This is a genomic window from Herbaspirillum chlorophenolicum, assembly GCF_001189955.1.
GTDB lineage: Bacteria > Pseudomonadota > Gammaproteobacteria > Burkholderiales > Burkholderiaceae_D > Herbaspirillum > Herbaspirillum chlorophenolicum.
The window spans coordinates 140,071-162,736 of record NZ_LFLT01000005.1 but is presented as its reverse complement, the minus strand read 5'-3'; the positions used below and the strand labels follow the sequence as shown (position 1 = coordinate 162,736).

19 protein-coding genes are annotated in these 22,666 nt (G+C 61.6%); all 19 read left to right on the top strand.

Going from position 1 to position 22,666, the window contains the following annotated elements:
* The first annotated feature begins 104 nt into the window (after nt 1-104).
* The 19 genes from aroA (at nt 105) to hrpA (ending at nt 22,666) form a co-directional block, all read left to right on the top strand.
* Nucleotides 105-1,436: a 3-phosphoshikimate 1-carboxyvinyltransferase gene (aroA, locus tag AKL28_RS05590; protein WP_050467072.1), complete on the top strand. Its 1,332-nt coding sequence runs from the start codon at nt 105-107 to the stop codon at nt 1,434-1,436.
* A 61-nt stretch (nt 1,437-1,497) separates the two neighbouring features.
* Nucleotides 1,498-2,166, top strand: coding sequence for a (d)CMP kinase (gene cmk / locus AKL28_RS05585; protein ID WP_050467071.1), 669 nt, complete (start codon nt 1,498-1,500; stop codon nt 2,164-2,166).
* A 207-nt stretch (nt 2,167-2,373) separates the two neighbouring features.
* Nucleotides 2,374-4,089 carry a 30S ribosomal protein S1 gene (rpsA, locus tag AKL28_RS05580; protein WP_082221371.1) on the top strand — a complete coding sequence of 572 codons (1,716 nt, stop codon included), beginning with the start codon at nt 2,374-2,376 and terminating at the stop codon, nt 4,087-4,089.
* Between the two features lie 13 nt (nt 4,090-4,102).
* Nucleotides 4,103-4,408 (top strand): integration host factor subunit beta, encoded by a 306-nt coding sequence (locus AKL28_RS05575; protein WP_006462119.1) that lies wholly within the window; start codon nt 4,103-4,105, stop codon nt 4,406-4,408.
* A gap of 247 nt (nt 4,409-4,655) precedes the next feature.
* A complete protein-coding gene (locus AKL28_RS05570; RefSeq protein ID WP_050467069.1) occupies nt 4,656-4,982 on the top strand; it encodes a LapA family protein in 327 nt (108 codons plus the stop codon).
* A 15-nt stretch (nt 4,983-4,997) separates the two neighbouring features.
* Nucleotides 4,998-6,173, top strand: coding sequence for a lipopolysaccharide assembly protein LapB (gene lapB / locus AKL28_RS05565; RefSeq protein ID WP_050467068.1), 1,176 nt, complete (start codon nt 4,998-5,000; stop codon nt 6,171-6,173).
* A gap of 35 nt (nt 6,174-6,208) precedes the next feature.
* Nucleotides 6,209-7,588, top strand: a complete 1,380-nt coding sequence (locus AKL28_RS05560; RefSeq protein ID WP_050467067.1) for a UDP-glucose dehydrogenase family protein — start codon at nt 6,209-6,211, stop codon at nt 7,586-7,588.
* 1 nt (nt 7,589) lies between these two features.
* Nucleotides 7,590-8,525, top strand: coding sequence for a D-glycero-beta-D-manno-heptose-7-phosphate kinase (rfaE1, locus tag AKL28_RS05555; RefSeq protein ID WP_050467066.1), 936 nt, complete (start codon nt 7,590-7,592; stop codon nt 8,523-8,525).
* A gap of 131 nt (nt 8,526-8,656) precedes the next feature.
* Nucleotides 8,657-9,004: a ComEA family DNA-binding protein gene (locus AKL28_RS05550; RefSeq protein ID WP_050467065.1), complete on the top strand. Its 348-nt coding sequence runs from the start codon at nt 8,657-8,659 to the stop codon at nt 9,002-9,004.
* Between the two features lie 263 nt (nt 9,005-9,267).
* Nucleotides 9,268-10,239, top strand: coding sequence for a sensor domain-containing diguanylate cyclase (locus tag AKL28_RS05545; RefSeq protein ID WP_050467064.1), 972 nt, complete (start codon nt 9,268-9,270; stop codon nt 10,237-10,239).
* A gap of 140 nt (nt 10,240-10,379) precedes the next feature.
* On the top strand, nt 10,380-12,419 hold the full coding sequence (locus AKL28_RS05540; protein ID WP_050467063.1) for a DNA polymerase III subunit gamma/tau: 2,040 nt from the start codon (nt 10,380-10,382) through the stop codon (nt 12,417-12,419).
* Between the two features lie 84 nt (nt 12,420-12,503).
* Nucleotides 12,504-12,830: a YbaB/EbfC family nucleoid-associated protein gene (locus AKL28_RS05535; protein ID WP_050467062.1), complete on the top strand. Its 327-nt coding sequence runs from the start codon at nt 12,504-12,506 to the stop codon at nt 12,828-12,830.
* Nucleotides 12,831-12,957: 127 nt separating this feature from the next.
* Nucleotides 12,958-13,260, top strand: a complete 303-nt coding sequence (locus AKL28_RS05530) for a YciI family protein (RefSeq protein ID WP_050467061.1) — start codon at nt 12,958-12,960, stop codon at nt 13,258-13,260.
* Nucleotides 13,257-13,853 (top strand): recombination mediator RecR, encoded by a 597-nt coding sequence (gene recR / locus AKL28_RS05525; protein WP_050467060.1) that lies wholly within the window; start codon nt 13,257-13,259, stop codon nt 13,851-13,853. The genes AKL28_RS05530 and recR overlap by 4 nt, the downstream gene beginning before the upstream one ends.
* A 275-nt stretch (nt 13,854-14,128) precedes the next feature.
* On the top strand, nt 14,129-15,394 hold the full coding sequence (locus AKL28_RS05520; protein WP_050467059.1) for a CaiB/BaiF CoA transferase family protein: 1,266 nt from the start codon (nt 14,129-14,131) through the stop codon (nt 15,392-15,394).
* A 124-nt stretch (nt 15,395-15,518) separates the two neighbouring features.
* The gene (locus AKL28_RS05515; protein WP_050467058.1) at nt 15,519-16,556 is read left to right on the top strand and encodes an ABC transporter substrate-binding protein; all 1,038 of its coding nucleotides are present in this window, start codon (nt 15,519-15,521) and stop codon (nt 16,554-16,556) included.
* Nucleotides 16,557-16,761: 205 nt separating this feature from the next.
* On the top strand, nt 16,762-17,571 hold the full coding sequence (locus tag AKL28_RS05510; RefSeq protein ID WP_050467057.1) for an ABC transporter ATP-binding protein: 810 nt from the start codon (nt 16,762-16,764) through the stop codon (nt 17,569-17,571).
* A 13-nt stretch (nt 17,572-17,584) separates the two neighbouring features.
* Nucleotides 17,585-18,436 (top strand): ABC transporter permease, encoded by an 852-nt coding sequence (locus AKL28_RS05505; RefSeq protein ID WP_050467056.1) that lies wholly within the window; start codon nt 17,585-17,587, stop codon nt 18,434-18,436.
* Nucleotides 18,437-18,634: 198 nt separating this feature from the next.
* Entirely contained in the window at nt 18,635-22,666 is a 4,032-nt protein-coding gene (gene hrpA, locus AKL28_RS05500; protein WP_050467055.1) for an ATP-dependent RNA helicase HrpA, read from the top strand.

Sequence of the window (22,666 nt, the reverse complement as noted above, 5' to 3'; positions counted from 1 at the left end):
GACGAGATCATCAACACGCTCTAAGGCCGCGCCCGCCGCGGCTACAATGCATCATCCGTCGCACATGCGGCGGTTGTGACGATCAACCTTCATTCCCAATCCCGATGAAACAGCCTTCCTACCCCCGCCATATCGATCTCGCGCCGGTGCCGCATGTGCAGGGCACGGTCAAGTTGCCGGGCTCCAAGAGCATTTCCAACCGCATCCTGCTGCTGGCGGCGTTGTCCGGCGGCACCACCCGCATCTTCGACCTGCTGGCATCCGACGACACGCTGGTCATGCTGATGGCCTTGCAGACGCTGGGTGTGAAATGGGAGCAGGTCGAGGGAACCCAGGATTACATCGTGCATGGCGTCAATGGCGTGCTGCCGGTGCACCAGGCCGACCTGTTCATGGGCAATGCCGGCACCGCGATCCGTCCATTGACGGCGGCGCTGGCGGTACTGGGCGGCGACTACACGCTGCATGGCGTACCGCGCATGCATGAGCGGCCGATCGGCGACCTGGTCGACGCGCTCAATGCGGTCGGCATGCGCATCGAATACACCGGCAACCCCGGTTATCCGCCGCTGCATATCCGCCGCGGCACGCTCAACTCGCATCGCATGAAGGTACGCGGCAACGTCTCCAGCCAGTTTTTGACGGCACTGCTGATGGCCGCTCCTTTGATGGCGCGCGATGAGCCGATGTCGATCGAGGTGGTGGGCGAGCTTATTTCCAAGCCCTATATCGAGATCACGCTGAACCTGATGCGCCGCTTTGGCGTCGAGGTCGAGCGCCAGGGCTGGCAGCAGTTCACGGTCAAGCCGGGTCAGCACTACCGCAGCCCGGGCAGCATCCACGTCGAGGGCGATGCCTCATCGGCCTCCTATTTCCTGGCGGCCGGAGCGATTGCCGGCGGGCCGATCCGTGTCGAAGGCGTCGGCCGCGACAGCATCCAGGGCGACGTGCGTTTCGTCGAAGCGTTGCAGCAAATGGGCGCGAACATCAGCATGGGCGAAAATTGGATCGAGGCGTCGGCCAACGGCCCTTTGAAAGCCATCGACGCCGATTTCAACCACATCCCCGACGCCGCCATGACCATTGCGGTGGCCGCGCTGTACGCGGATGGCCCCAGTACCTTGCGCAACATCGGCAGCTGGCGCGTCAAGGAAACCGACCGCCTTGCGGCCATGGCCACCGAGCTGCGCAAACTGGGCGCCGAGGTGGAGGAGGGGGCGGACTACCTCAAGGTAACGCCGCCCGCCGCAATCGGCACGGCTGCCATCGATACCTATGACGATCACCGCATGGCGATGTGTTTCTCGCTGGCATCGCTGGATGGTGCGTTGCGCCGCGGCAACCATGTCCGCATCAATGATCCCAAATGCGTGGCCAAGACTTTCCCTGATTACTTCGCGGTCTTCAAAAGGATTGCCGAGCAAACCTTGATCTGATAAACCCTTTTTACGGGTTGTGCCCGCTATTTACGTAAATTATTTTCTCAGACAGGTTTGAATGGAAAAGGCAAAGATCCCGGTTATCGCCATCGATGGCCCGACCGCATCCGGCAAGGGCACCGTGGCCCAGAAAGTGGCCCAGCAATTGGGCTTCCATTATCTGGATTCGGGGGCGCTGTATCGCCTGACGGCGCTGTCGGTCTTGCGGCGCGATATCGCGCTCAACGACGAGCACGCGCTGGCAAAGGCGGCCGAGCACCTGCATTGCCATTTCGACGGCGCCCACATTTTTCTCGCCAACGAGGATGTAACCCAGGCCATCCGGGCTGAGGAGGTCGGTAACACCGCATCGAAGATTGCGGCATTGACAACGGTTCGCCAGGCTTTGTACGGCCTGCAGCTGGGCTTTCGCAGGCCTCCCGGGCTGGTGGCGGACGGGCGCGACATGGGCACGGTGATCTTTCCGAATGCCCGCCTGAAGGTGTTTTTGACCGCCAGTGTGGCGGCCCGGGCATCCCGGCGTTATAAGCAATTGATTGACAAGGGATTTTCTGCTAATATCGACGACCTTTCGAGGGATTTGAAGGAACGGGACGAACGCGACATGAATCGCTCGTCAGCGCCTTTGAAGCCGGCGGAAGGCGCATATCACCTGGATACTTCCGATATGACCGCTGATGAAGCGGTGCAGCAGGTACTCAGTTGGTACGCTGCCCTGGGTCACTGACACGCTTGATTTATCGGCGTGGCGGGCGCATATAGGGTGGAATGCAAGTTGTAGTACCCGTAGTGCCATTGGTGCCCGGCAGATGCAAAGTCTGGCGGGTGTTGATAAACCTAACCCAATATTTCATGTCATCCCGGCAACGAGGGCGGCAGTGCAAGGCGGTCTGATTGCATCAACGAATATTGGCAAAATCTTTCTTTTTCTCATATGTCTACCACTACCGTTATCGCTGCAGGTGTTGATACCGCCAGCGAATTTGCTGCTCTGTTTGAAGAATCGCTGTCGCGTCAGGACATGCGTTCGGGTGAAGTCATCTCCGCAGAAGTCGTCCGTCTCGACCACAACTTCGTGATCGTGAACGCCGGCCTGAAGTCGGAAGCTTTCATCCCTGTTGAAGAATTCAAGAACGACAACGGCGAAGTTGAAGTCAATGTCGGCGACTTCATCTCCGTTGCGATCGAATCGCTGGAAAACGGCTTCGGCGACACCATCCTGTCGCGCGACAAGGCCAAGCGTCTGGCATCGTGGCTCTCGCTGGAAAAGGCGATGGAGTCCGGCGAGATCGTCACTGGTACCGTCAACGGCAAGGTCAAGGGCGGCCTGACTGTCCTGACCAACGGCATCCGCGCCTTCCTGCCGGGTTCGCTGGTCGACACCCGTCCGGTCAAGGACACCACCCCGTTCGAAGGCAAGACCCTGGAATTCAAGGTCATCAAGCTGGACCGCAAGCGCAACAACGTGGTGCTGTCGCGCCGCGCCGTGATCGAAGCCTCGATGGGCGAAGAGCGCGCAAAGCTGATGGAAACCCTGAAGGAAGGTACCGTCGTTACCGGTATCGTCAAGAACATCACCGACTACGGTGCGTTCGTCGACCTGGGCGGCATCGATGGCCTGCTGCACATCACCGACCTGGCATGGCGTCGTGTGCGTCACCCGTCGGAAGTCCTGTCGGTTGGCCAAGAGATCACCGCCAAGGTCCTCAAGTACGATCAAGAAAAGAACCGCGTTTCGCTGGGCGTCAAGCAACTGGGCGACGATCCGTGGACCGGCCTGTCGCGTCGCTACCCGCAAGGCACCCGCCTGTTCGGCAAGGTCACCAACCTGACCGACTACGGTGCGTTCGTTGAAGTCGAGCAAGGCATCGAAGGCCTGGTGCACGTCTCCGAAATGGACTGGACCAACAAGAACGTGGCCCCGAACAAGGTTGTCCAGCTGGGCGACGAAGTCGAAGTCATGGTTCTGGAAATCGACGAAGAGCGTCGCCGTATCTCCTTGGGCATGAAGCAGTGCAAGCCGAATCCTTGGGACGACTTCGCTGTGAGCCACAAGAAGGGCGACAAGGTCAAGGGTTCGATCAAGTCGATCACCGACTTCGGCGTGTTCATCGGCCTGACCGGCAACATCGACGGCCTGGTGCACCTGTCCGACCTGTCCTGGACCGAAGCTGGCGAAGAAGCCGTGCGCAAGTTCAAGAAGGGCGACGAACTGGAAGCTGTCGTGCTGGCGATCGACGTCGAGCGCGAGCGCGTTTCCCTGGGCGTGAAGCAGCTGGAAGGCGACCCGTTCAACAACTTCGCCGCCCTGAACGACAAGGGTGCGATCGTGACCGGTACCGTCAAGTCGGTGGAGCCGAAGGGCGCCGTGATCCAGCTGAACGATGAAGTCGAAGGCTACCTGCGTGCATCCGAAATCTCCCGCGACCGCGTGGAAGATGCCGGTACCCACCTGAAGGTTGGCGACGCCGTCGAAGCCCTGGTCATCAACATCGACCGCAAGGCACGCAGCATCCAACTGTCGATCAAGGCAAAGGACAACGCCGAGACCCAGGAAGCCATGCAGAAGATGTCGGCTGACTCCAACGCTGCTTCGGGCACCACCAGCCTGGGCGCGCTGCTGAAGGCCAAGCTCGATAACAAGAACTGATTCTTCGGGCCACATGACAAAGTCGGAGCTGATTGCCCGCTTGGCTGAGCGTTATCCGCAACTGGTTGCAAAGGATGCGGATTACGCGGTCAAAACCATACTCGATGCGATGGTGGACGCGCTTGCGACCGGCCAGCGTATCGAGATCCGTGGTTTCGGCAGCTTTGCGCTGAATCGCCGTCCGCCGCGTATCGGCCGCAATCCCAAGTCCGGCGACAAGGTGATGGTTCCTGAAAAACGGGTTCCCCACTTCAAGCCGGGCAAGGAATTGCGCGAGCGTGTGGATGCGATGGTCGGCCAGCCTATCCGAGAGGATTGAACCGGTTGTCATTGTCCCGCAGGTGGTACTTGAGCAACATCCGTTGGTCGGCCTGGCCCTGAAACCTTCCGGTGAGGGGTGTAAAGGCTTATCAACAAAATGAACGGCATCTTTGGATGCCGTTTTTTTTCACGTACAATTTCGTTACGTCTCTGGCATGCGTCGCTTCAAGGTGTCCTTAACGGACGCAAGGCGCATGGACAAGCTTCGCACCATCAATCGACCAGTCAAAAAAAGGATAAGCGCCATGAAAATAATCTCCCGGTTGATCGCGGCCATCCTGTTCGTCTGTTTCTTCTTCTTCGCGCTGCGCAATACCCAGGAAGTCACGCTGCATTTCTTCCTCGGCTATGAGCGCACCGACCCGCTGGTCCTGGTCCTGCTTGCGTTCTTCGTAGTCGGCGCCATCCTTGGCGTGCTGGCCATGACGCCCATCGTATTCCGCCATCGCCGCGAAGCCGCACGCTACAAGAAGGCGCTGACGCAGATCCAGAAGCAACAGGAAGAGATCGCCCAGGTGCAAGCGCAGCCGCCGCAGCCCGACAGCGTGATCACGGCGCAGCACATCCTCTAATTTTCCCCTCTCGTCATGGAATTTGAATTCTGGTGGTTGCTCGGTATTCCTGTCTTCTTCGGATTGGGATGGATTGCCGCGCGGGTTGATATCAACCAACTGTTGTCCGAGTCGCGCACATTGCCGCGCGGCTATTTCAAGGGGTTGAATTTCCTGCTCAACGAACAGCCCGACAAGGCCATCGACGCCTTCATCGAAATCGTCAAGCTCGATCCCGAAACGGTAGACCTGCATTTCGCATTGGGTAACCTGTTCCGCCGCCGCGGCGAGACCGAACGCGCCATTCGCGTCCACCAGAACCTGCTGGCGCGCCCGGACCTGCCGGCCGAACACCACGGCCATGCGCTGTATGAGCTGGGCCAGGATTACCTCAAGGCCGGCCTGCTGGATCGCGCCGAAGAGAGCTTCAACAAGCTGATCGATACGCAATACAGCGCCCAGGCCGGCCGTGCGCTGCTGGAAATCTACCAGCGCGAAAAGGAATGGACGCGCGCCATTTCCGCCGCCGAGATCCTGCAAGCCACCGGCGCCGGCGGCCGCCAGCGCGAGATTGCCCAGTTCTATTGCGAACTGGCCGCCGATGAGCTGGTGCGCACCAATGCCGACGCCGCCATGGCGCTGCTGGACAAGGCGCTGGCCGCCGACCGCAAGAGCGTGCGCGCCACCATGCTGATGGGAGATGCCTTGCGCGCCAAGGGCGACATCGAAGGCGCGCTGGAAGCCTGGCGCCGGGTCGAACACCAGAGCGTGCCGCATACGGCGCTGGTGGCGCAGCGACTGATGGACGGCTACCTCGCCATCGGCCGCCCGCAGGAAGGCATCAACCTGCTGCGCGCCTACCTGGCCGAAGCGCCTTCCATCGACTTGCTGGAAGTGGTGTTCAAGGCCGTGCTCGATGCCGAGGGCGTGGAAGCGGCCAACAACCTGGTCAGTGAAGAGCTGCGCCGCACACCCACGCTGCTGGGCCTGGACAAGTTCCTGGAGGCGCGCATGATGACCGCGCCGCTGAGCGTGCGGCCGGAGCTGTCGGTGGTCAAGACGCTGGTGCACGGCTATACGCAGAAACTGGCCCGCTACCAGTGCAGCCACTGCGGTTTCAAGGCGCGCCAGTTCTACTGGCAGTGCCCCGGCTGCAGTCGTTGGGAAACCTACCCGCCGCGCCGCACTGAAGAGCTGAATGTCATGAACTGAGGCGTCCGCGCCAACTTTTTGAACCTGGATCCATCATGAAAATCACTATTATCGGCACCGGCTATGTAGGCTTGGTGACTGGCGCCTGCCTGGCTGAACTGGGCAACGACGTGTTTTGCCTGGACGTCGACCAATCCAAGGTCGATATCCTCAACAACGGCGGCATCCCGATCCATGAACCGGGCCTGGAAGATGTGGTGGCACGCAACCGTGCCGCCGGCCGCCTGCAGTTTTCCACCGATATCGCCGCCAGTGTGGCGCATGGCGAGATCCAGTTCATCGCCGTCGGCACGCCTCCCGATGAAGACGGTTCCGCCGACCTGCAATACGTGCTGGCGGCAGCCCGTAACATCGGCCGCTACATGGACGGCTTCAAAGTGGTGGTCGACAAGTCCACCGTGCCGGTCGGCACTGCCGACCGTGTGACAGCGGCCATTGCGGATGAGCTGGCCAAGCGCGGCAAGTCCGGCGCCGGTTTCTCGGTGGTCTCCAATCCCGAATTCCTGAAGGAAGGCGCGGCGGTAGAAGACTTCATGCGCCCCGACCGCATTGTCATCGGCCACGACCAGACGCCCGAAGGGCAGCGCGCCTACGCGCTGATGAAGAAACTGTACGCGCCCTTCAACCGCAACCACGAACGCACCTTCTGGATGGACGTGCGTTCCGCAGAATTCACCAAGTACGCCGCCAACGCGATGCTGGCTACCCGCATCTCGTTCATGAACGAACTGGCCAACCTGGCAGACAAGGTCGGCGCCGACATCGAGGCTGTGCGCCACGGCATCGGTTCCGATCCACGCATCGGCCACAGCTTCCTGTATGCCGGCTGCGGCTACGGCGGCTCCTGCTTCCCGAAGGACGTGCAAGCGCTGGAGCGCACCGCGCGCGACTACGACCAGGACTTGCTGATCCTGCGTGCGGTCGAGCAGGTCAACGATTTCCAGAAGCATGTGCTGGGCAAGAAAGTGGTCAAGCGCTTCGGCGATGACCTGTCGGGCAAGCGCTTCGCAATCTGGGGCCTGGCCTTCAAGCCCAATACCGATGACATGCGCGAAGCCTCGTCGCGCGTACTGGTGGACGAGCTGGTGCGCCGCGGCGCTACCGTTTCGGTGTACGACCCGGTGGCGATGAAGGAAGCCGAGCGCGTGCTGAAGCTGGACTTCGCCGACGACGCCAAGCTGTTCGAGCGCGTCAGCTTCGCGGCCAATCCGATGGCGGCATTGGAGGGCGCCGATGCGCTGGCCATCGTGACCGAATGGAAGGCCTTCCGCAGCCCGGACTTCGACCGCGTCAAGGCGGCATTGAAGAACCCCGTGATTTTCGATGGCCGCAACCTGTTTGAACCGCAAGTGATGGCCGACAGCGGCATCGAGTATTACGGCATCGGCCGTTCCATTCTTACCCGTGGACAATAAGATGAGCATGAATATCGCAGCAGCCTGGAGTTCCGCCCGTATCCTGATCGTGGGTGACGTCATGCTGGACCGTTACTGGTTCGGCGAGGTGAATCGCATTTCGCCGGAAGCGCCGGTGCCGGTGGTGCGCGTGGAGCGCAAGGAAGAGCGCCTGGGCGGCGCCGCCAACGTGGCGCGCAATACCGCCAGCCTGAGCGCGCAGACGGCGCTCCTGGGCGTGACCGGCGATGACGAGCCGGCGCGTGTGGTGGAAAACATGCTGGGTGAAATGGGCATCAGCAGCCATCTGAACCGCGATGCTTCCATTTCCACCATCGTCAAGCTGCGCGTGATCGGCCGCCAGCAACAGCTGGTGCGCATCGACTTCGAGGAAGCGCCGACCGACACCGTACTGCGCGACAAGCTGACGCAGTTCAATTCGCTGGTCGGCAGCTACGATGTCATCGTCTTTTCCGATTACGCCAAGGGCAGCCTGGTCAACGTGGCGGAGATGATCGCCGCTGCACGCACATTGGGCAAGCGCATCCTGGTCGATCCCAAGGGCGACGATTTCAAGCGCTATGCGGGCGCCACCATCCTGACGCCAAACAAGTCCGAACTGGTGCGCATCGTCGGCCAGTGGAAGAACGAAGAAGACCTCACCATGCGCGCCCAGAACCTGCGCGCTTCGCTCAACCTGGAGGCGCTGCTGCTGACCCGTTCCGAAGAGGGTATGAGTTTGTACCAGGATGGCGACGTGCAGCATTTCCCGACCATGGCGCGCGAAGTGTTCGATGTCTCCGGCGCGGGCGATACGGTGATTGCCACGCTGGCAGTCATGCTGGGCGCCGGCGCTTCGCTGGTCGATGCGGTCGCCATGGCTAACCGCGCTGGCGGTATTGTCGTCGGCAAGCTGGGCACCGCGACCGTCACGCGTGAGGAATTGCTGGCTGGCTGAGTTTTTTCAGCGATTATTTCTCGTTATATTTCTGTCAACACGGGTCTTGAGACCGCGTTAGCAAAGGCAGTTGCATCCCTGGTGCAGCTGCCTTTTGTTTTTCCGACCTCAATCCTTGAAAGGAACCCACAATGTTGAAGAAATTTCTGTTGTTCATCGCCACTTCTTTGATGGCAGCCAGCTTCGCCTTTGCCCAAGTGGACGTCAACAAGGCCGACCAGGCCGCGCTTGATGGCGTGCGCGGCATCGGCCCTGCAATGTCCAAGCGTATTCTTGATGAGCGCCAGAAGGGCGGCAGTTTCAAGGATTGGGACGATCTGCAGAAGCGGGTCAAGGGTATCAAGGAAAAGAGCGCGAACAAGTTGTCGGCCAATGGCCTGACCGTCAATGGCAAGTCCCGGCAGGGCGCTTCCGGCCAGCCGGCCAAGGGCGGCAAGTCGGCGCAGGCCGATGACAAGGCTGAAACCGTCCGCAAGTAATCTTCGCGTAATTGAGCAATCCCGTTTTTACGGGATTGCTGTCTTTGATGTGACGCCAAGGTTTGACGATGACAGTTTTGATGGCGCATTACCGGCATCAAGTGCCGAAATAACAATGAGCAAATTCTTGTTTCCATAAAAAATTGAGGTTACAGTTGGCCGCAAGGCTGCCGGACGAATCGTGGACCGGCCCGAAATAATATGGCGTGCAGTTTTGTATTGATTGGTATATGTACCTCCCGCCAAACTACAAGAGACGAACCATGAAAATCGCCGAGTTTCCTCCCAATGAAACAGCACGCATCGAGGCCTTGCATTCGCTGCATATCCTCGATACGCCGCCGGAAGAGCGATTCGACCGGTTGACCCGTCTGGCGCGGCGGCTGTTCGATGTCCCCATTGCGATCGTGACGCTGATCGACGTTAATCGCCAATGGTTCAAATCCTGTGTGGGGCTGGATATTGTCGAGACCACGCGCAACGTTTCTTTCTGCTCGCATGCCATCCTGTCCGACGGCATTACCGTGGTGAACGATGCCACGCTGGACGACCGTTTCAGCGGCAACCCGCAGGTCACCGGCGAGCCTTATATCCGTTTTTATGCCGGCTGCCCGATCCGAAGCGAGAGCGGCCACAAGCTTGGCACCCTGTGCCTGGTCGACATGAAGGCACGGAGCTTCGACGACGACGACCGCGCGCTGCTCAAGGATTTGGCGGCGATGGTGGAGCAGGAACTGGCTGCGGTCAGGCTGGCGACCATCGATGACCTGACCAAGCTGTCCAACCGCCGTGGCTTCGAATCCCTGGCCCAGCATGCGCTGGGACTGTGCAAGCGCATCGGCCGCCCAGCCTGCCTGCTGTATTTCGACCTCGATAAGTTCAAGCAAATCAACGACCGTTTCGGCCATGCAGAGGGCGACATCGCCCTGGCCGATTTCTCTTCGCTGCTGGCCGGAAACTTCCGCGAGTCGGACGTGATCGGCCGCCTGGGCGGCGACGAATTCTCGGTGTTTCTCACCAATACCTCCATCAATGAAGCGCGGACGGTACTCGGGCATTTCGAACAGGCCGTGCAGCAATTCAACCGGCACCGCCGGCGTGAATACGAATTGAGCTATAGCGTGGGCATCGTCGAGTTCGATGCCGATGCGCATCGGGACATCGGTGCGCTCATGCAAAGTGCCGACGCGCTGATGTACGAACAAAAGAAGCAGCGCCGCGCCGCCGTACATTAGGGGCGCCCAGGCGTGTTCGGGGCGGTTTTTCCACCGCACCGGGCCGGCCTTGGCGGGGCGCGGTCACGTCAAAGGCGATGCCGGCGGCGAAATAGAATAAAATGCCCTCCTGAGCCAAAAAGCCGACCGCAGCCATTGTCATGTCCTATCAAGTTCTCGCCCGCAAATACCGTCCCCGCAGTTTCGACACCCTGGTAGGCCAGGAGCACGTCGTGCGCGCGCTGACGCATGCGCTGGAACAACAGCGGCTGCACCATGCCTACCTGTTCACCGGCACCCGCGGCGTGGGCAAGACCACGCTCTCCCGTATCCTGGCCAAGTCGCTCAACTGCGTCGGCCCGGATGGCAACGGCGGCATTACCGCCGCCCCCTGCGGCGTGTGCGAGGCTTGCGTGGCCATCGATGCCGGACGCTTTGTCGACTACATCGAAATGGACGCGGCCTCCAACCGCGGCGTCGACGAAATGGCGCAGTTGCTGGAGCAGGCGGTCTATGCGCCGTCCAATGCCCGCTTCAAGGTCTACATGATCGACGAAGTACACATGCTGACCAACCACGCCTTCAACTCCATGCTGAAGACGCTGGAAGAGCCGCCCGAGCACATCAAGTTCATTCTGGCCACCACCGATCCGCAAAAGATCCCGGTCACCGTGCTGTCGCGCTGCCTGCAATTCAACCTGAAGCAGATGCCGCCGGGCCACATCATTGGCCACCTCGACAACATCCTGAACCAGGAAGGCATCGAATTCGACCCGCCGGCCCTGCGCCTGCTTGCGCAAGGCGCCTCCGGCTCCATGCGCGACGCGCTGTCGCTGACCGACCAGGCAATCGCCTATGCCGCCGGCAAAGTCACGCTGGAAGCAGTGCAGGGCATGCTGGGCGCGCTCGACCAGTCCTACCTGATCCGTATCCTCGATGCCCTGGCGGCGCAAGATGGCGCAGCCCTGCTCGGCGTGGCCGACGACATGGCCACGCGCAGCCTGTCCTATAACGCCGCCTTGCAGGACCTGGGTACCTTGCTGCACCAGATCGCATTGGCACAGAGCGTTCCGGCAGCGTTGGCCGACGATTTGCCCAACCGCGAAGACATCCTGCGCCTGTCATCCCAATTCAGCCCCGAGCATGTGCAGTTGTTCTACCAGATTGCCGTGCATGGCCGCAATGAGCTGGGCCTGGCGCCCGATGAATATGCCGGCTTTTCCATGACGCTCCTGCGCATGCTGGCCTTCCGGCCGGTCAGCGCAAGCGCCTCGTCGCCGGTACCGGCTGCCGGTGGTGCACCGGCTCCGCGTCCGGCTGCTGCGCGCCAGGCGGCGCCTCTTGTGGCGCCACAGGCGGCGGTGGCCAGTGCGCCTGTCGTCCGCCCGGCTGCAGCACCAGCGACACCGGTGTCAGCGCCGCAGCCAGCCCCCTCCGCTGCACCGAGTTCTGCCCGCGAAGCTGCATTGATGGCCGCGCGGGCATCTGTCGGCAAGAATGGCAAGGCGCCATCCGCGCCGCGTCCGGCTGCGCCAGCACCAGCGCCTGCACTCGCAGTGGCGCCTATGGCATCTGCCGCGCCGGAAATGCCGTCATCCATGCCGGAACCGCCGCCATTCGACTCCATGCCGCCGTGGGAAGAGGATGCGATGCCGGCCGGCTTCGACGCTCAAAAAAAAACTGAATACTCCAGCCCGCCAGACGTAAGCGCAGAGGCTTTCGCCCCCCAGCCGCCCGCAGCGCCAGCCGCGCCGCAGCGCCCCGCAGCGACACCCGCCCAGAAGCAGGAAACCGTGCGCATCGCCGCCGAACTCGGTTGGGACGGACACTGGCCTGGCCTGGCAGCCAGCCTGCCGCTGCGTGGCGTGGTGCACCAGATGGCTTTCCAGAGCGAGCTGGTGCGCTGCGAAAGCTTGGCTGGCGGCAATGTCTGCTTCCATCTGCGCATCCCGCTGGAGACGTTGCGTTCCTCCGGTAGCGTGGAAAAGCTGGTAGCGGCACTGTCGGAACGCTTCGGCCGCGACGTGCGGGTGGACACCGAGATCGGCGCCGTTGCCGATACCGCCAACGCGGTGGCCGAAGCCGACCGCGCCGATCGCCAGCGCAAGGCGGAGCAAAAGATGCAGAACGATCCCTTCGTGCTATCCATGATGCGCGAGTTCGGCGCCTCGATTGTGCCGGGATCGATACACCCCTTGTGATCCCGGAAACGGCAGACGGCGAATTTGCCGGGCCCGTGGGCAAACAAGATAGAATTCCGTGAATTGAAATGAAGGAGCAATACGATGATGAAAGGTCAACTGGCAGGTCTGATGAAGCAAGCGCAGGCCATGCAGGACAACATGAAGAAAATGCAGGACCAGCTGGCGCAGATCGAAGTCGAGGGCCAGTCCGGCGCCGGCCTGGTCAAGGTCGTCATGTCCTGTAAGAACGATGTCAAGCGCGTTTCCATCGACCCGTCGCTGCTGGCAGATGACAAGGACATGCTGGAAGACCTGGTCGCCGCCGCTTTCAACGACGCAGTGCGCAAGGCCGAAGCCACCAGCCAGGAAAAGATGGCCGGTGTCACCGCCGGCATGCCGATGCCTCCGGGCTTCAAGATGCCGTTCTGACCGGTCGATGGCAGGGCAAGTGCGCGCATGCTGGTGCGCCTTGTCCGATGATGTGCGTGCGTCGGCGCCGGGAATGTTGTCGTAACGATGTCCAGCAGGATGGCAGGAACCGCATTGTGGAGGGAACATGTTCGTTATCTCGATCACGTACACGAAACCGGCGAGCGAAATCGACAGCTTGCTGACCGCGCACAAGAAATTCCTCAACCAGCAATATGCGGATGGCGTGTTCCTGATGTCGGGCCGCAAGGTGCCGCGCACTGGCGGCATCATCCTGGCTGATGCATCGGACCGTGCCGAAATGGAAGCGATCATAGAACTCGATCCCTTTTACATCGCCGGCGTGGCCGAGTATGAAATAACCGAATTTGTCCCCTCGATGACGGCGGAAGCGCTGGAAGCCTTCCGCTATTCCGTTGACCGCAATTGAAAACACCTTCCAGCCTCACCCTGCTGACCGAATCGCTGCGCCGGCTTCCCGGCATCGGCCCCAAGACCGCGCAGCGCATGGCCTACCATCTCTTGCAGCATGACCGCGACGCCGCGCTCGGGCTGAGCAAGTCGCTGGCTCACGCGCTCGACACCATCCGCCATTGCGCACTGTGCAACACCTTCACCGAGCAGGTCATCTGCGAAACCTGCCAGGATCCGCGGCGCGACCACACGCTCCTGTGCGTGGTCGAGTCGCCCTCCGACCAGTTGATGATCGAGCAGACGCTCACCTACAAGGGACTGTATTTCGTGCTCATGGGACACCTCTCGCCGCTGGACGGCATTGGCCCGCGCGACATCCACCTTGAGAAGCTGATCACCCGCGCCACGGACGGCGTGGTGGCCGAGGTGGTGCTGGCTACCAATTTCACCAACGAAGGCGAAGCTACCGCCCACTACATCAGCGAGACGCTCAAGGCGCGCGGCCTCAAGGCCAGCCGCCTGGCGCGCGGCGTGCCGGTCGGCGGCGAGCTGGAATACGTGGATGCGGGCACCATCGCGCGCGCCATGCTGGACCGGCGCAGCACCTGATCGCTCTGGATTCCTTGATGAAAATTTTGCGCCCGTAAAAGATATCGAAAGGCGCGACAGCGGCTGCCCGCTGCAATAGAATAGGCAGCTTGCCGGCTGGCACGTACGATGTCAGGCAATATGGCGGCGCAACATGCCAGCCTCCGCATACACCGATGCACAGGCACGGAACGAACCATGGACGCGGGCCGCAGAGCCCGGTCCGGCAATAAGACAAATGAGGAGAACACCGGAACCGCGCCCCATGCGCGAGCGCAGCATCCGGTGCATGAACAATGACGACAACCGCATCCAACCCGGAAAACGCCACACGTCCCGGCCCGCTGGCGGGCATCAAGGTGCTTGAACTCGGCACCTTGATTGCCGGCCCTTTCTGTTCGCGCATGCTGGCCGAGTTCGGCGCCGACGTCATCAAGGTCGAGGCGCCCGAGAGCGGCGACCCGCTGCGCCAGTGGCGTGTACTGAAAGACGGCACTTCGCTGTGGTGGTCGGTGCAGGCACGCAACAAGAAAAGCCTCACCCTCAACATGAAGGACGAACGGGCCCAGGAAATCGCCCGCAAACTGGCGCTGGAAGCCGACGTCATCATCGAGAACTACCGTCCCGGCGTGCTGGAGAAATGGAATCTCGGCTATGAGGCCCTGAAGAAACTCAATCCCGCCACCATCATGGTGCGCCTGTCCGGCTACGGCCAGACTGGCCCGCTGCGCGATTTGCCCGGCTTCGGCGCGATCGGCGAATCGATGGGCGGCATCCGCTACGTATCGGGCCACCCGGACCGTCCGCCGGTGCGCATCGGCATTTCCATCGGCGACTCCATCGCCGCGCTGCACGGCGTGATCGGCGCCATGATGGCGCTGCGCCACCGCGATGTCACCGGCGGCCGCTGGAACGGAAAATCCGGCGCCGACTGCGTGGCAGGGCAGGGCCAGATGGTGGATGTGGCGCTGTATGAAGCGGTGTTCAACATGATGGAATCGATGGTGCCCGAGTTCGACCACGCCGGCGTGGTGCGCGAGCGCACCGGCGGCGCGTTGCCGGGCATCGTCCCCTCCAATACCTACACCACCGGCGATGGCATGAACATCGTCATCGCCGGCAACGGCGACGCCATCTTCAAGCGCCTGATGGCCGCCATCGGCCGCGACGACATGGCCAACGATCCGGGCCTGGCGCGCAACGATGGCCGCGTGCCGCGCACCGAGGAAATCGATGCCGTGATCCAGCAGTGGTGCGATACGCAAACGATCGAACAGGCGCTGGCTACGTTACAGGCGGCCGATGTCCCGGTCGGCAAGATTTATTCGGTCAAGGACATGATGAGCGATGCCCAATTCCTGGCGCGCGGCATGTTCGAACAGCATCATTTCGCCGACGGCACCCCGGTCAAGTTGCCGGCGATTACTCCCAAGATGTCCGAAACCCCCGGCCAGACCAAATGGCTGGGCCCGGAGCTGGGCGCGCACAGCGATGAAATCCTGCGTTCGCTGGGGTATGATGATGCCCAAATTAAACGATTGCGCGAGGATCGCGTGATCTGATAAAAACAGGCCAGCAATCAGGGAGACACTGACCAGACGCCGCTGACGGCGCGTTGTGCAACCTCTCCCGCGCCTGATACGCCGCAAGAACGAAGACGAAGCACCAATCCACGGAGGAGACATAATGAAATTAAGCTGGAAGCAGTTGGCAATCGCTGCGGGCCTGTTTTTGGCCGGCTATTTTTCTTTCAACAGCGAGGCCTCGGCCCAGGCCCTCGAAAAGCCCAAGGTCTCGATCGCGGTGGGTGGCAAGAACCTGTTCTATTACCTGCCGCTGACCATCGCTGAACAGCTCGGCTATTTCAAGGATGAAGGCCTGCAAGTCGAAATCTCCGACTTCGCCGGCGGTGCCAAGGCGCTGCAGGCCATGGTGGGCGGCAGCGCCGATGTCGTGTCGGGCGCCTACGAGCACACCATCAACATGCAGGTGAAGAACCAGCCCATCGTGGCCTTCGTGCTGCAAGGCCGCGCACCGCAGATCGTGCTGGCCGCCAGCAACAAGACCATGCCCAACTACAAGACCGTGGCCGACCTGAAGGGCAAGAAGATCGGCGTCACCGCGCCGGGCTCCTCGACCAGCATCATGGCCAGCTACGTGCTGGCCAAGGCCGGCCTGAAGCCGACCGACGTGTCCTTCATCGGCGTGGGTGCGGCAGCCGGCGCGATCTCGGCGATCCGCTCCGGCCAGATCGACGCTATCGCCAATCTGGACCCGGTCATCTCGATGCTGGAACAGCACAACGAGATCAAGATCATCGCCGACACCCGTACCTTGAAAGACACCAACGACGTCTTCGGCGGCCCGATGCCGGCAGCTACCCTGTACGCGCCGACGGCCTTCATCCAGAAGTATCCGAACACCACCCAGGCGCTGACCAACGCCATGGTGCGCGCGCTGAAGTGGATCCAGAAGGCAGGCCCGTCCGACATCATCAAGGCCGTGCCGGAAAGCTACCTGCTGGGCGACCGTTCGCTGTATATCGATGCCTTCATGAAGGTGCGCCAGGCCATCTCGCCGGACGGCTATTTCCCGCCGGGCGGCCCGGACACCGCGCTGCGCACGCTCAAGGCCTTCGAACCTTCGCTGGCCGACAAGCAGGTAGACTTGTCCAAGACCTTCACCAACTCGTTCGTGGAGAAGGCCAACGCCAAGTACAAATGAGGCGCAAGACGGCCTGATTCCCGTACAACGCGAATGAACGACAAATGCCCGGCAACGGGCATTTGTCCATCTGGCGCGGCGCAAAAGGGAAAGCGGTAGCGCAGCAATGCATCGGCAAGCGCAGCACCAAAGAAGCAGGAACAGCAGTAAAACCAGGCAACACACGATCCACCAACCCGGGTTTGCCACACAGCCCGTACCAGTCATGACCCCAGCCCTCTTTTTCGACGACATCACCTGCACCTTCATATCGAAGGATGACCGATCGCAGCGCTACACCGCGGTCGCCAATACCACCCTGGCGATCGCGCCCGGCGAATTCGTCTCCGTGGTCGGCCCCACCGGCTGCGGCAAGTCGACCTTGCTCAACGTCGGCGCCGGCCTGTTGCAACCGTCCTCGGGCAGCGTCAAGGTATTTGGCGAACCGCTGACCAGCATCAACAAACGTGCCGGTTACATGTTCCAGAGCGAGGCGTTGATGCCCTGGCGCAGCGCATTGCAAAATGTCATCGCCGGCCTGCAATACCGCGGCCACGACGAGAAGGAAGCCGAGCAACTGGGCGAACAATGGCTGGCGCGCGTGGGCCTGCAAGGCTTCGGCGACCGCTATCCGCACCAGCTTTCCGGCGGCATGCGCAAGCGCGTGGCGCTGGCGCAAACGCTGATCCTCGATCCCGACATCATCCTGATGGACGAGCCGTTCTCCGCGCTCGATATCCAGACCCGCCAGTTGATGGAAAACGAAGTGCTGGAATTATGGAACGCCAAGAAGAAGGCGGTACTGTTCATCACCCACGACCTGGACGAGGCAATCGCCATGTCCGACCGCGTCATCGTGCTGGCAGCCGGCCCTGGCACCCATCCGATCGGCGAATTCAAGATCGACTTGCCGCGCCCGCGCGATGTGGCGGAAATCCGCACGCATCCGCGTTTCGTGGAACTGCACCAGCAGATCTGGGACGTCCTGCGCGATGAAGTGCTCAAGGGCTATCAACAACAAAAGCGCGTGGCGTGAAAGAGTGGGCGATATGTGGAAATACCTGAAACCGAATCACAAGAACATCCGTCTCTGGCAACTGCTGGTGCTGCTGGTAGTGCTCGTCGTCTGGCACGTCGCCACCCGCAACCCGCAGACCGCTTTCTTCTTCGGCGAACCGATCAAGGTCGCGCAGCGTATCTGGGAGTGGTTCACGGTTGGCAGCGGCTCGCTGGAAGTGGGCTTTGGCGACTTTACCCTCTTCACGCTTTCCTTCCCAGCTGAAATCTATTCGCACCTGCTAGTCACTCTGACCGAAACCGTGCTGGCCTTCATCATCGGCACCGTCTCCGGCCTCGGCATCGGCCTGTGGCTGGCGCTTTCGCCGACCGCCTCGGCCATCCTCGATCCCTACGTGAAGGCCGCCAACTCGATGCCGCGCGTGATCCTCGCGCCCATCTTCGCCATGTGGTTCGGCCTGGGCATCTGGTCCAAGGTCGCGCTGGCCGTCACGCTGGTGTTCTTCATCGTCTTCTTCAACGTCTATCAAGGCGTCAAGGAAGTCAGCCCGGTGGTGCTGGCCAACGCCCGCATGCTGGGCGCCAATGCACGCCAGCTGTTGCGCACGGTGTACCTGCCGTCGGCCACCTCGTGGGTGTTCTCCAGCCTGCATACCTCGATCGGCCTGGCCTTCGTCGGTGCGGTGGTGGGCGAATACCTGGGCTCGGCGCGCGGCGTCGGTTACTTGATCCTGCAAGCCGAGGGTACCTTCGACATCAACACCGTGTTCGCCGGTATCGTCGTGCTAACGGTCTTCGCGCTGGTGCTTGACCTGGCCGTGGGCGTGATCGAGAAGCGGCTGATGAAATGGCAACCCAAGAGTGGCGAGACCGAGAAGCTCTGATTGCGATTTGGTGATTGCAGGAATGAAAAGAGGCGGAGATATCCGCCTCTTTTTTTACATGATTAACCCTGAATGGAATTGGTACGGTGCGGCTAAAGGAATCCGTACACAGAAACAAGCTGGGGGTAATCTGCCGGCAGCCCCGGCAGGCGCTTCCAGCCTGACCGGACGGGCTGCGACGGGTATAATGTCGGCCTCATGTCCGTTACCCAATCTTCATCCCCGCCCCCTTCCGGCAAGCCGCCGCAACGCAAGCCAGTTCAGCCAGGAAAAGCCGCGCGGCCTGATCCTGCGCCTGCCGTGCGCAATCCTTTGCCACCGGTTACTTTCCCGGAAGAGCTGCCGGTCTCCGGCCGCCGCCATGAAATCGCCGAGGCGCTGCGGCAACATCAGGTCATTATCGTCAGCGGTGAGACCGGTTCCGGCAAGACCACCCAGCTTCCCAAGATTTGCCTGGAGCTTGGCCGCGGTGAAAAAGGGCTGATCGGCCACACCCAGCCGCGCCGTATCGCGGCTTCGTCGACTGCCAAGCGCATTGCGCAGGAGCTGAATTCGCCGCCGGGCGAACTGGTCGGCTACAAGGTGCGTTTCAACGACACCTTGTCCAAAGGCGCCTGGGTCAAGCTGATGACCGACGGTATCCTGCTGGCCGAGACCCAGACCGATCCGCTCTTGCGCCAGTACGACACCATCATCATCGACGAGGCGCATGAGCGCAGCCTCAACATCGATTTCCTGCTGGGATATCTGAAGCAGCTGTTGCCCAAGCGCCCCGACCTGAAAGTCATCATCACATCGGCGACCATCGATGCCGACCGCTTTGCCCGCCACTTCGGCCGCGAAGTCAAAGGCGAGATAGTTCCGGCGCCGGTGATCGAAGTCTCCGGCCGCCTGTATCCGGTGGAGATTCGCTATCGCCCGATCGATAACGCCGACCGCAGCGGCGTCTCCGCCGAAGTGGCACAGGCGCGGGCCCGTGCCGAAGGCCGCGCATCGCAGGCGCAGAAGGACCGCGAGCAGCGCGACCTGATGGATGCGGTGGTGGATGCCGTCGACGAACTGGCCCGTATCGGTTCCGGCGACGTGCTGGTGTTCCTGCCTGGCGAACGCGAGATCCGCGATGCTGCCGAGGCGCTGCGCAAGCACCATCCGCCGCACGTGGAGATATTGCCATTGTTCGCTCGCTTGTCGGCGCAGGAGCAGGAGCGCGTCTTCAAGATCAGCAATGCGCGCCGCATCGTGCTGGCGACCAACGTCGCCGAGACTTCGCTGACGGTGCCCGGTATCCGCTATGTAGTCGATGCGGGTCTGGCGCGCGTCAAGCGCTACAGCTACCGCAACAAGGTCGAGCAATTGCAGATCGAGCCGGTGGCGCAGTCGGCCGCCAACCAGCGTGCCGGCCGTTGCGGCCGGGTGGCTGCCGGTGTGTGTATCCGCTTGTACGACGAGCAGGATTTCCTGCAGCGGCCCAAGTTCACCGAACCTGAGATCCTGCGTTCCTCGCTGGCCTCGGTCATCTTGCGGATGAAGTCGCTGCACCTGACCGATGTCGAAACGTTCCCCTTCATCGAGCCGCCGCTGGGCCGCGCGATTGCCGATGGCTACCAACTGCTGCAGGAGCTGGGCGCAGTGGAAGAACAGGATGGCGTCAACCGCTTGACGCCGCTGGGCAAGCAGCTCGCCAAGTTGCCGCTGGACCCGCGCGTGGGCCGCATGATCCTGGCCGCGCGCGATAACGCCTGCCTGACCGAATTGCTGATCATTGCCGCCGCCTTGTCGGTGCAGGACCCGCGCGACCGTCCCATGGATGCGCAGAATGCGGCCGACAATGCGCACAAGAAATTCGCCGACGAGAAGTCCGAATTCGCCAGTTACCTCAAGATCTGGAAGTGGTTCGAAGACGCCATTGCGCACAAGAAGTCCAATCGCCAGCTACAGGAACATTGCCGCGAGAACTTCCTTTCGCAGCTGCGTTTGCGCGAATGGCGCGATGTCCATTCGCAATTGCTCACCATCGTCAAGGAGCAGGGCTGGCGTCTCAACGAAGCGCCTGCCACTTATGACCAGTTGCATCTGGCGCTGCTGACCGGCTTGCTCGGCAACGTCGGCTTCAAATCGGAAGACGATGCCCAATACCTGGGTGCGCGCGGCATCAGGTTCAACATCTGGCCGGGCTCGCACCTGACCAAGAAACCCGGCCGCTGGGTGATGGCGGCCGAACTGGTCGATACCGCGCGCTTGTACGCACGGTGCGTGGCCAATATCCAGCCGGAATGGCTGGAAAAGATCGGCGGCCACCTGTTGAAGAAATCCTGGGGCGAGCCGCGTTGGGAAAAGCGTGCGGCACAGGTCACCGCTTCCGAGCGCGCCACCTTGTACGGCCTGGTGGTGTACAGCCAGCGCCGCATCAATTACGGCAACATCAATCCGAACGAGGCGCGCGAGATCTTCATTCGCGACGCGCTGGTGGGCGGCGACTTCGAGACGCGGGCGCCGTTCTTCGCGCACAACCAGAAGTTGGTGCGCGAGATCGAGAACCTGGAACACAAGTCGCGCCGGCTCGACGTGCTGGTGGACGATGAGCTGATTGCCGCTTTTTACGACAAGCTGGTGCCGGCCGAGGTTTGCAATGGCGTCGATTTCGAAAAGTGGCACAAGCAGGCCACGGCGGGCGATCCCAAGTTGCTGTATCTCAACCGTGACGACCTGATGCGCCATGAGGCGGCTGGCGTCACCACCGAGCTGTTCCCCAAGACCATGAACGTGGCCGGCATCGCCATGGCGCTGTCTTACCACTTTGAACCTGGCGCGACGCGCGATGGCGTGACGCTGACCGTGCCGCTGTATGCGCTCAACCAGGTCTCGGCCGACCGCTGCGAATGGCTGGTGCCGGGCATGCTGAAGGAAAAGGTGCATCTGCTGCTCAAGTCGCTGCCGCAGAAATTGCGCCGCCATTGCGTGCCGTTGCCGGACTACGCGGCCAATTTCTGCGCGCGCATGGAAGAACGCAAGATCTTCGGCCGCGGCAACCTGGTCGACGCCATCATTGCCGACATCCGCGACCAGATCACCATCCTGGTCAAGCCCAGCGACTTCAAGCAAGAGACCTTGCCGGCGCACCATGCGATGAATTTCAAGATCATCGACGAGCATGGCCGTCAGTTGGAGATGGGTCGCAATCTCGCTGCCCTGCAAGCCGAATTCGGCGGCCAGGCGCGTCAGCAGTTCCAGAAGCTGGCCGAGCAGGTGGCGATCGCGCCGCGCGATGAGGATGAGGGCAACGATGCGTCGCAGCCGCAATCCGGAAAGCAGGTTCAGGGAGGGGCCACCCAATCGTCCGCCGCTGCGGCGCCGGTTTCCGTCGGCGAGTACAGCAACCTGACCGGCTGGAGCTTTGGCGAATTGCCTGAGTTGCTGGAGATCACGCGCGGCGCCGGCAAGCAGGCGCAGACGCTGATCGGTTTTCCTGCCCTGGTGGACCGCAAGACGCATTGCGACCTGGAAGTCTTCGACGATCCGGGCGAGGCGGCGCGTTTTCATTACGCCGGCCTGCGCCGCCTGTTTGCGCTGCAGATGAAGGAGCAGTTGAAATATCTGGAAAAGAACATTCCCGGCCTGCAGCAGATGGGCATGCAATTCATGGCGCTGGGCACGCAGGAGGAATTGCGCGACCAGATCCTCAACGCCGGCCTGGAGCGCGCCTTCCTGCAAGATCCGTTGCCGAAGAATGCCGACGAGTTCAACAAGCGCAAGGAAGAAGGCAAGGCGCGCCTGGGCCTGCTGGTCAATGAAATCGCACGCCTGGCCGGCCAGATTCTTGCCGAGTACCACTCGCTGCCCAAGAAGCTGCAGGGCATCAAGGCGCATGCGCAGGCGGCAGCCGATATCCAGTCCCAGCTCGCGCAACTGGTCGGCAAGCGTTTCGTGGCCGAGACCGACTATGCCAACCTGACGCACTATCCGCGTTACCTGAAGGCCATCAACGTACGCCTGGACAAGCTGCGCGCCGACCCCGCGCGCGACACGCGCCTGCTGGCCGAATGGAACCTGGTTGCATTGCCTTACCAGCGCGGCCTGAAAGAACGCGCCGGACGCGCCGACCCCAAAATGACCGAATTCCGCTGGATGCTGGAAGAGCTGCGCGTGTCCCTGTACGCGCAGGAGCTGAAGACGCCGATGCCGGTGTCGGTCAAGCGGCTGCAGAAGGTGTGGGAGAGCATGCAGCGCTGA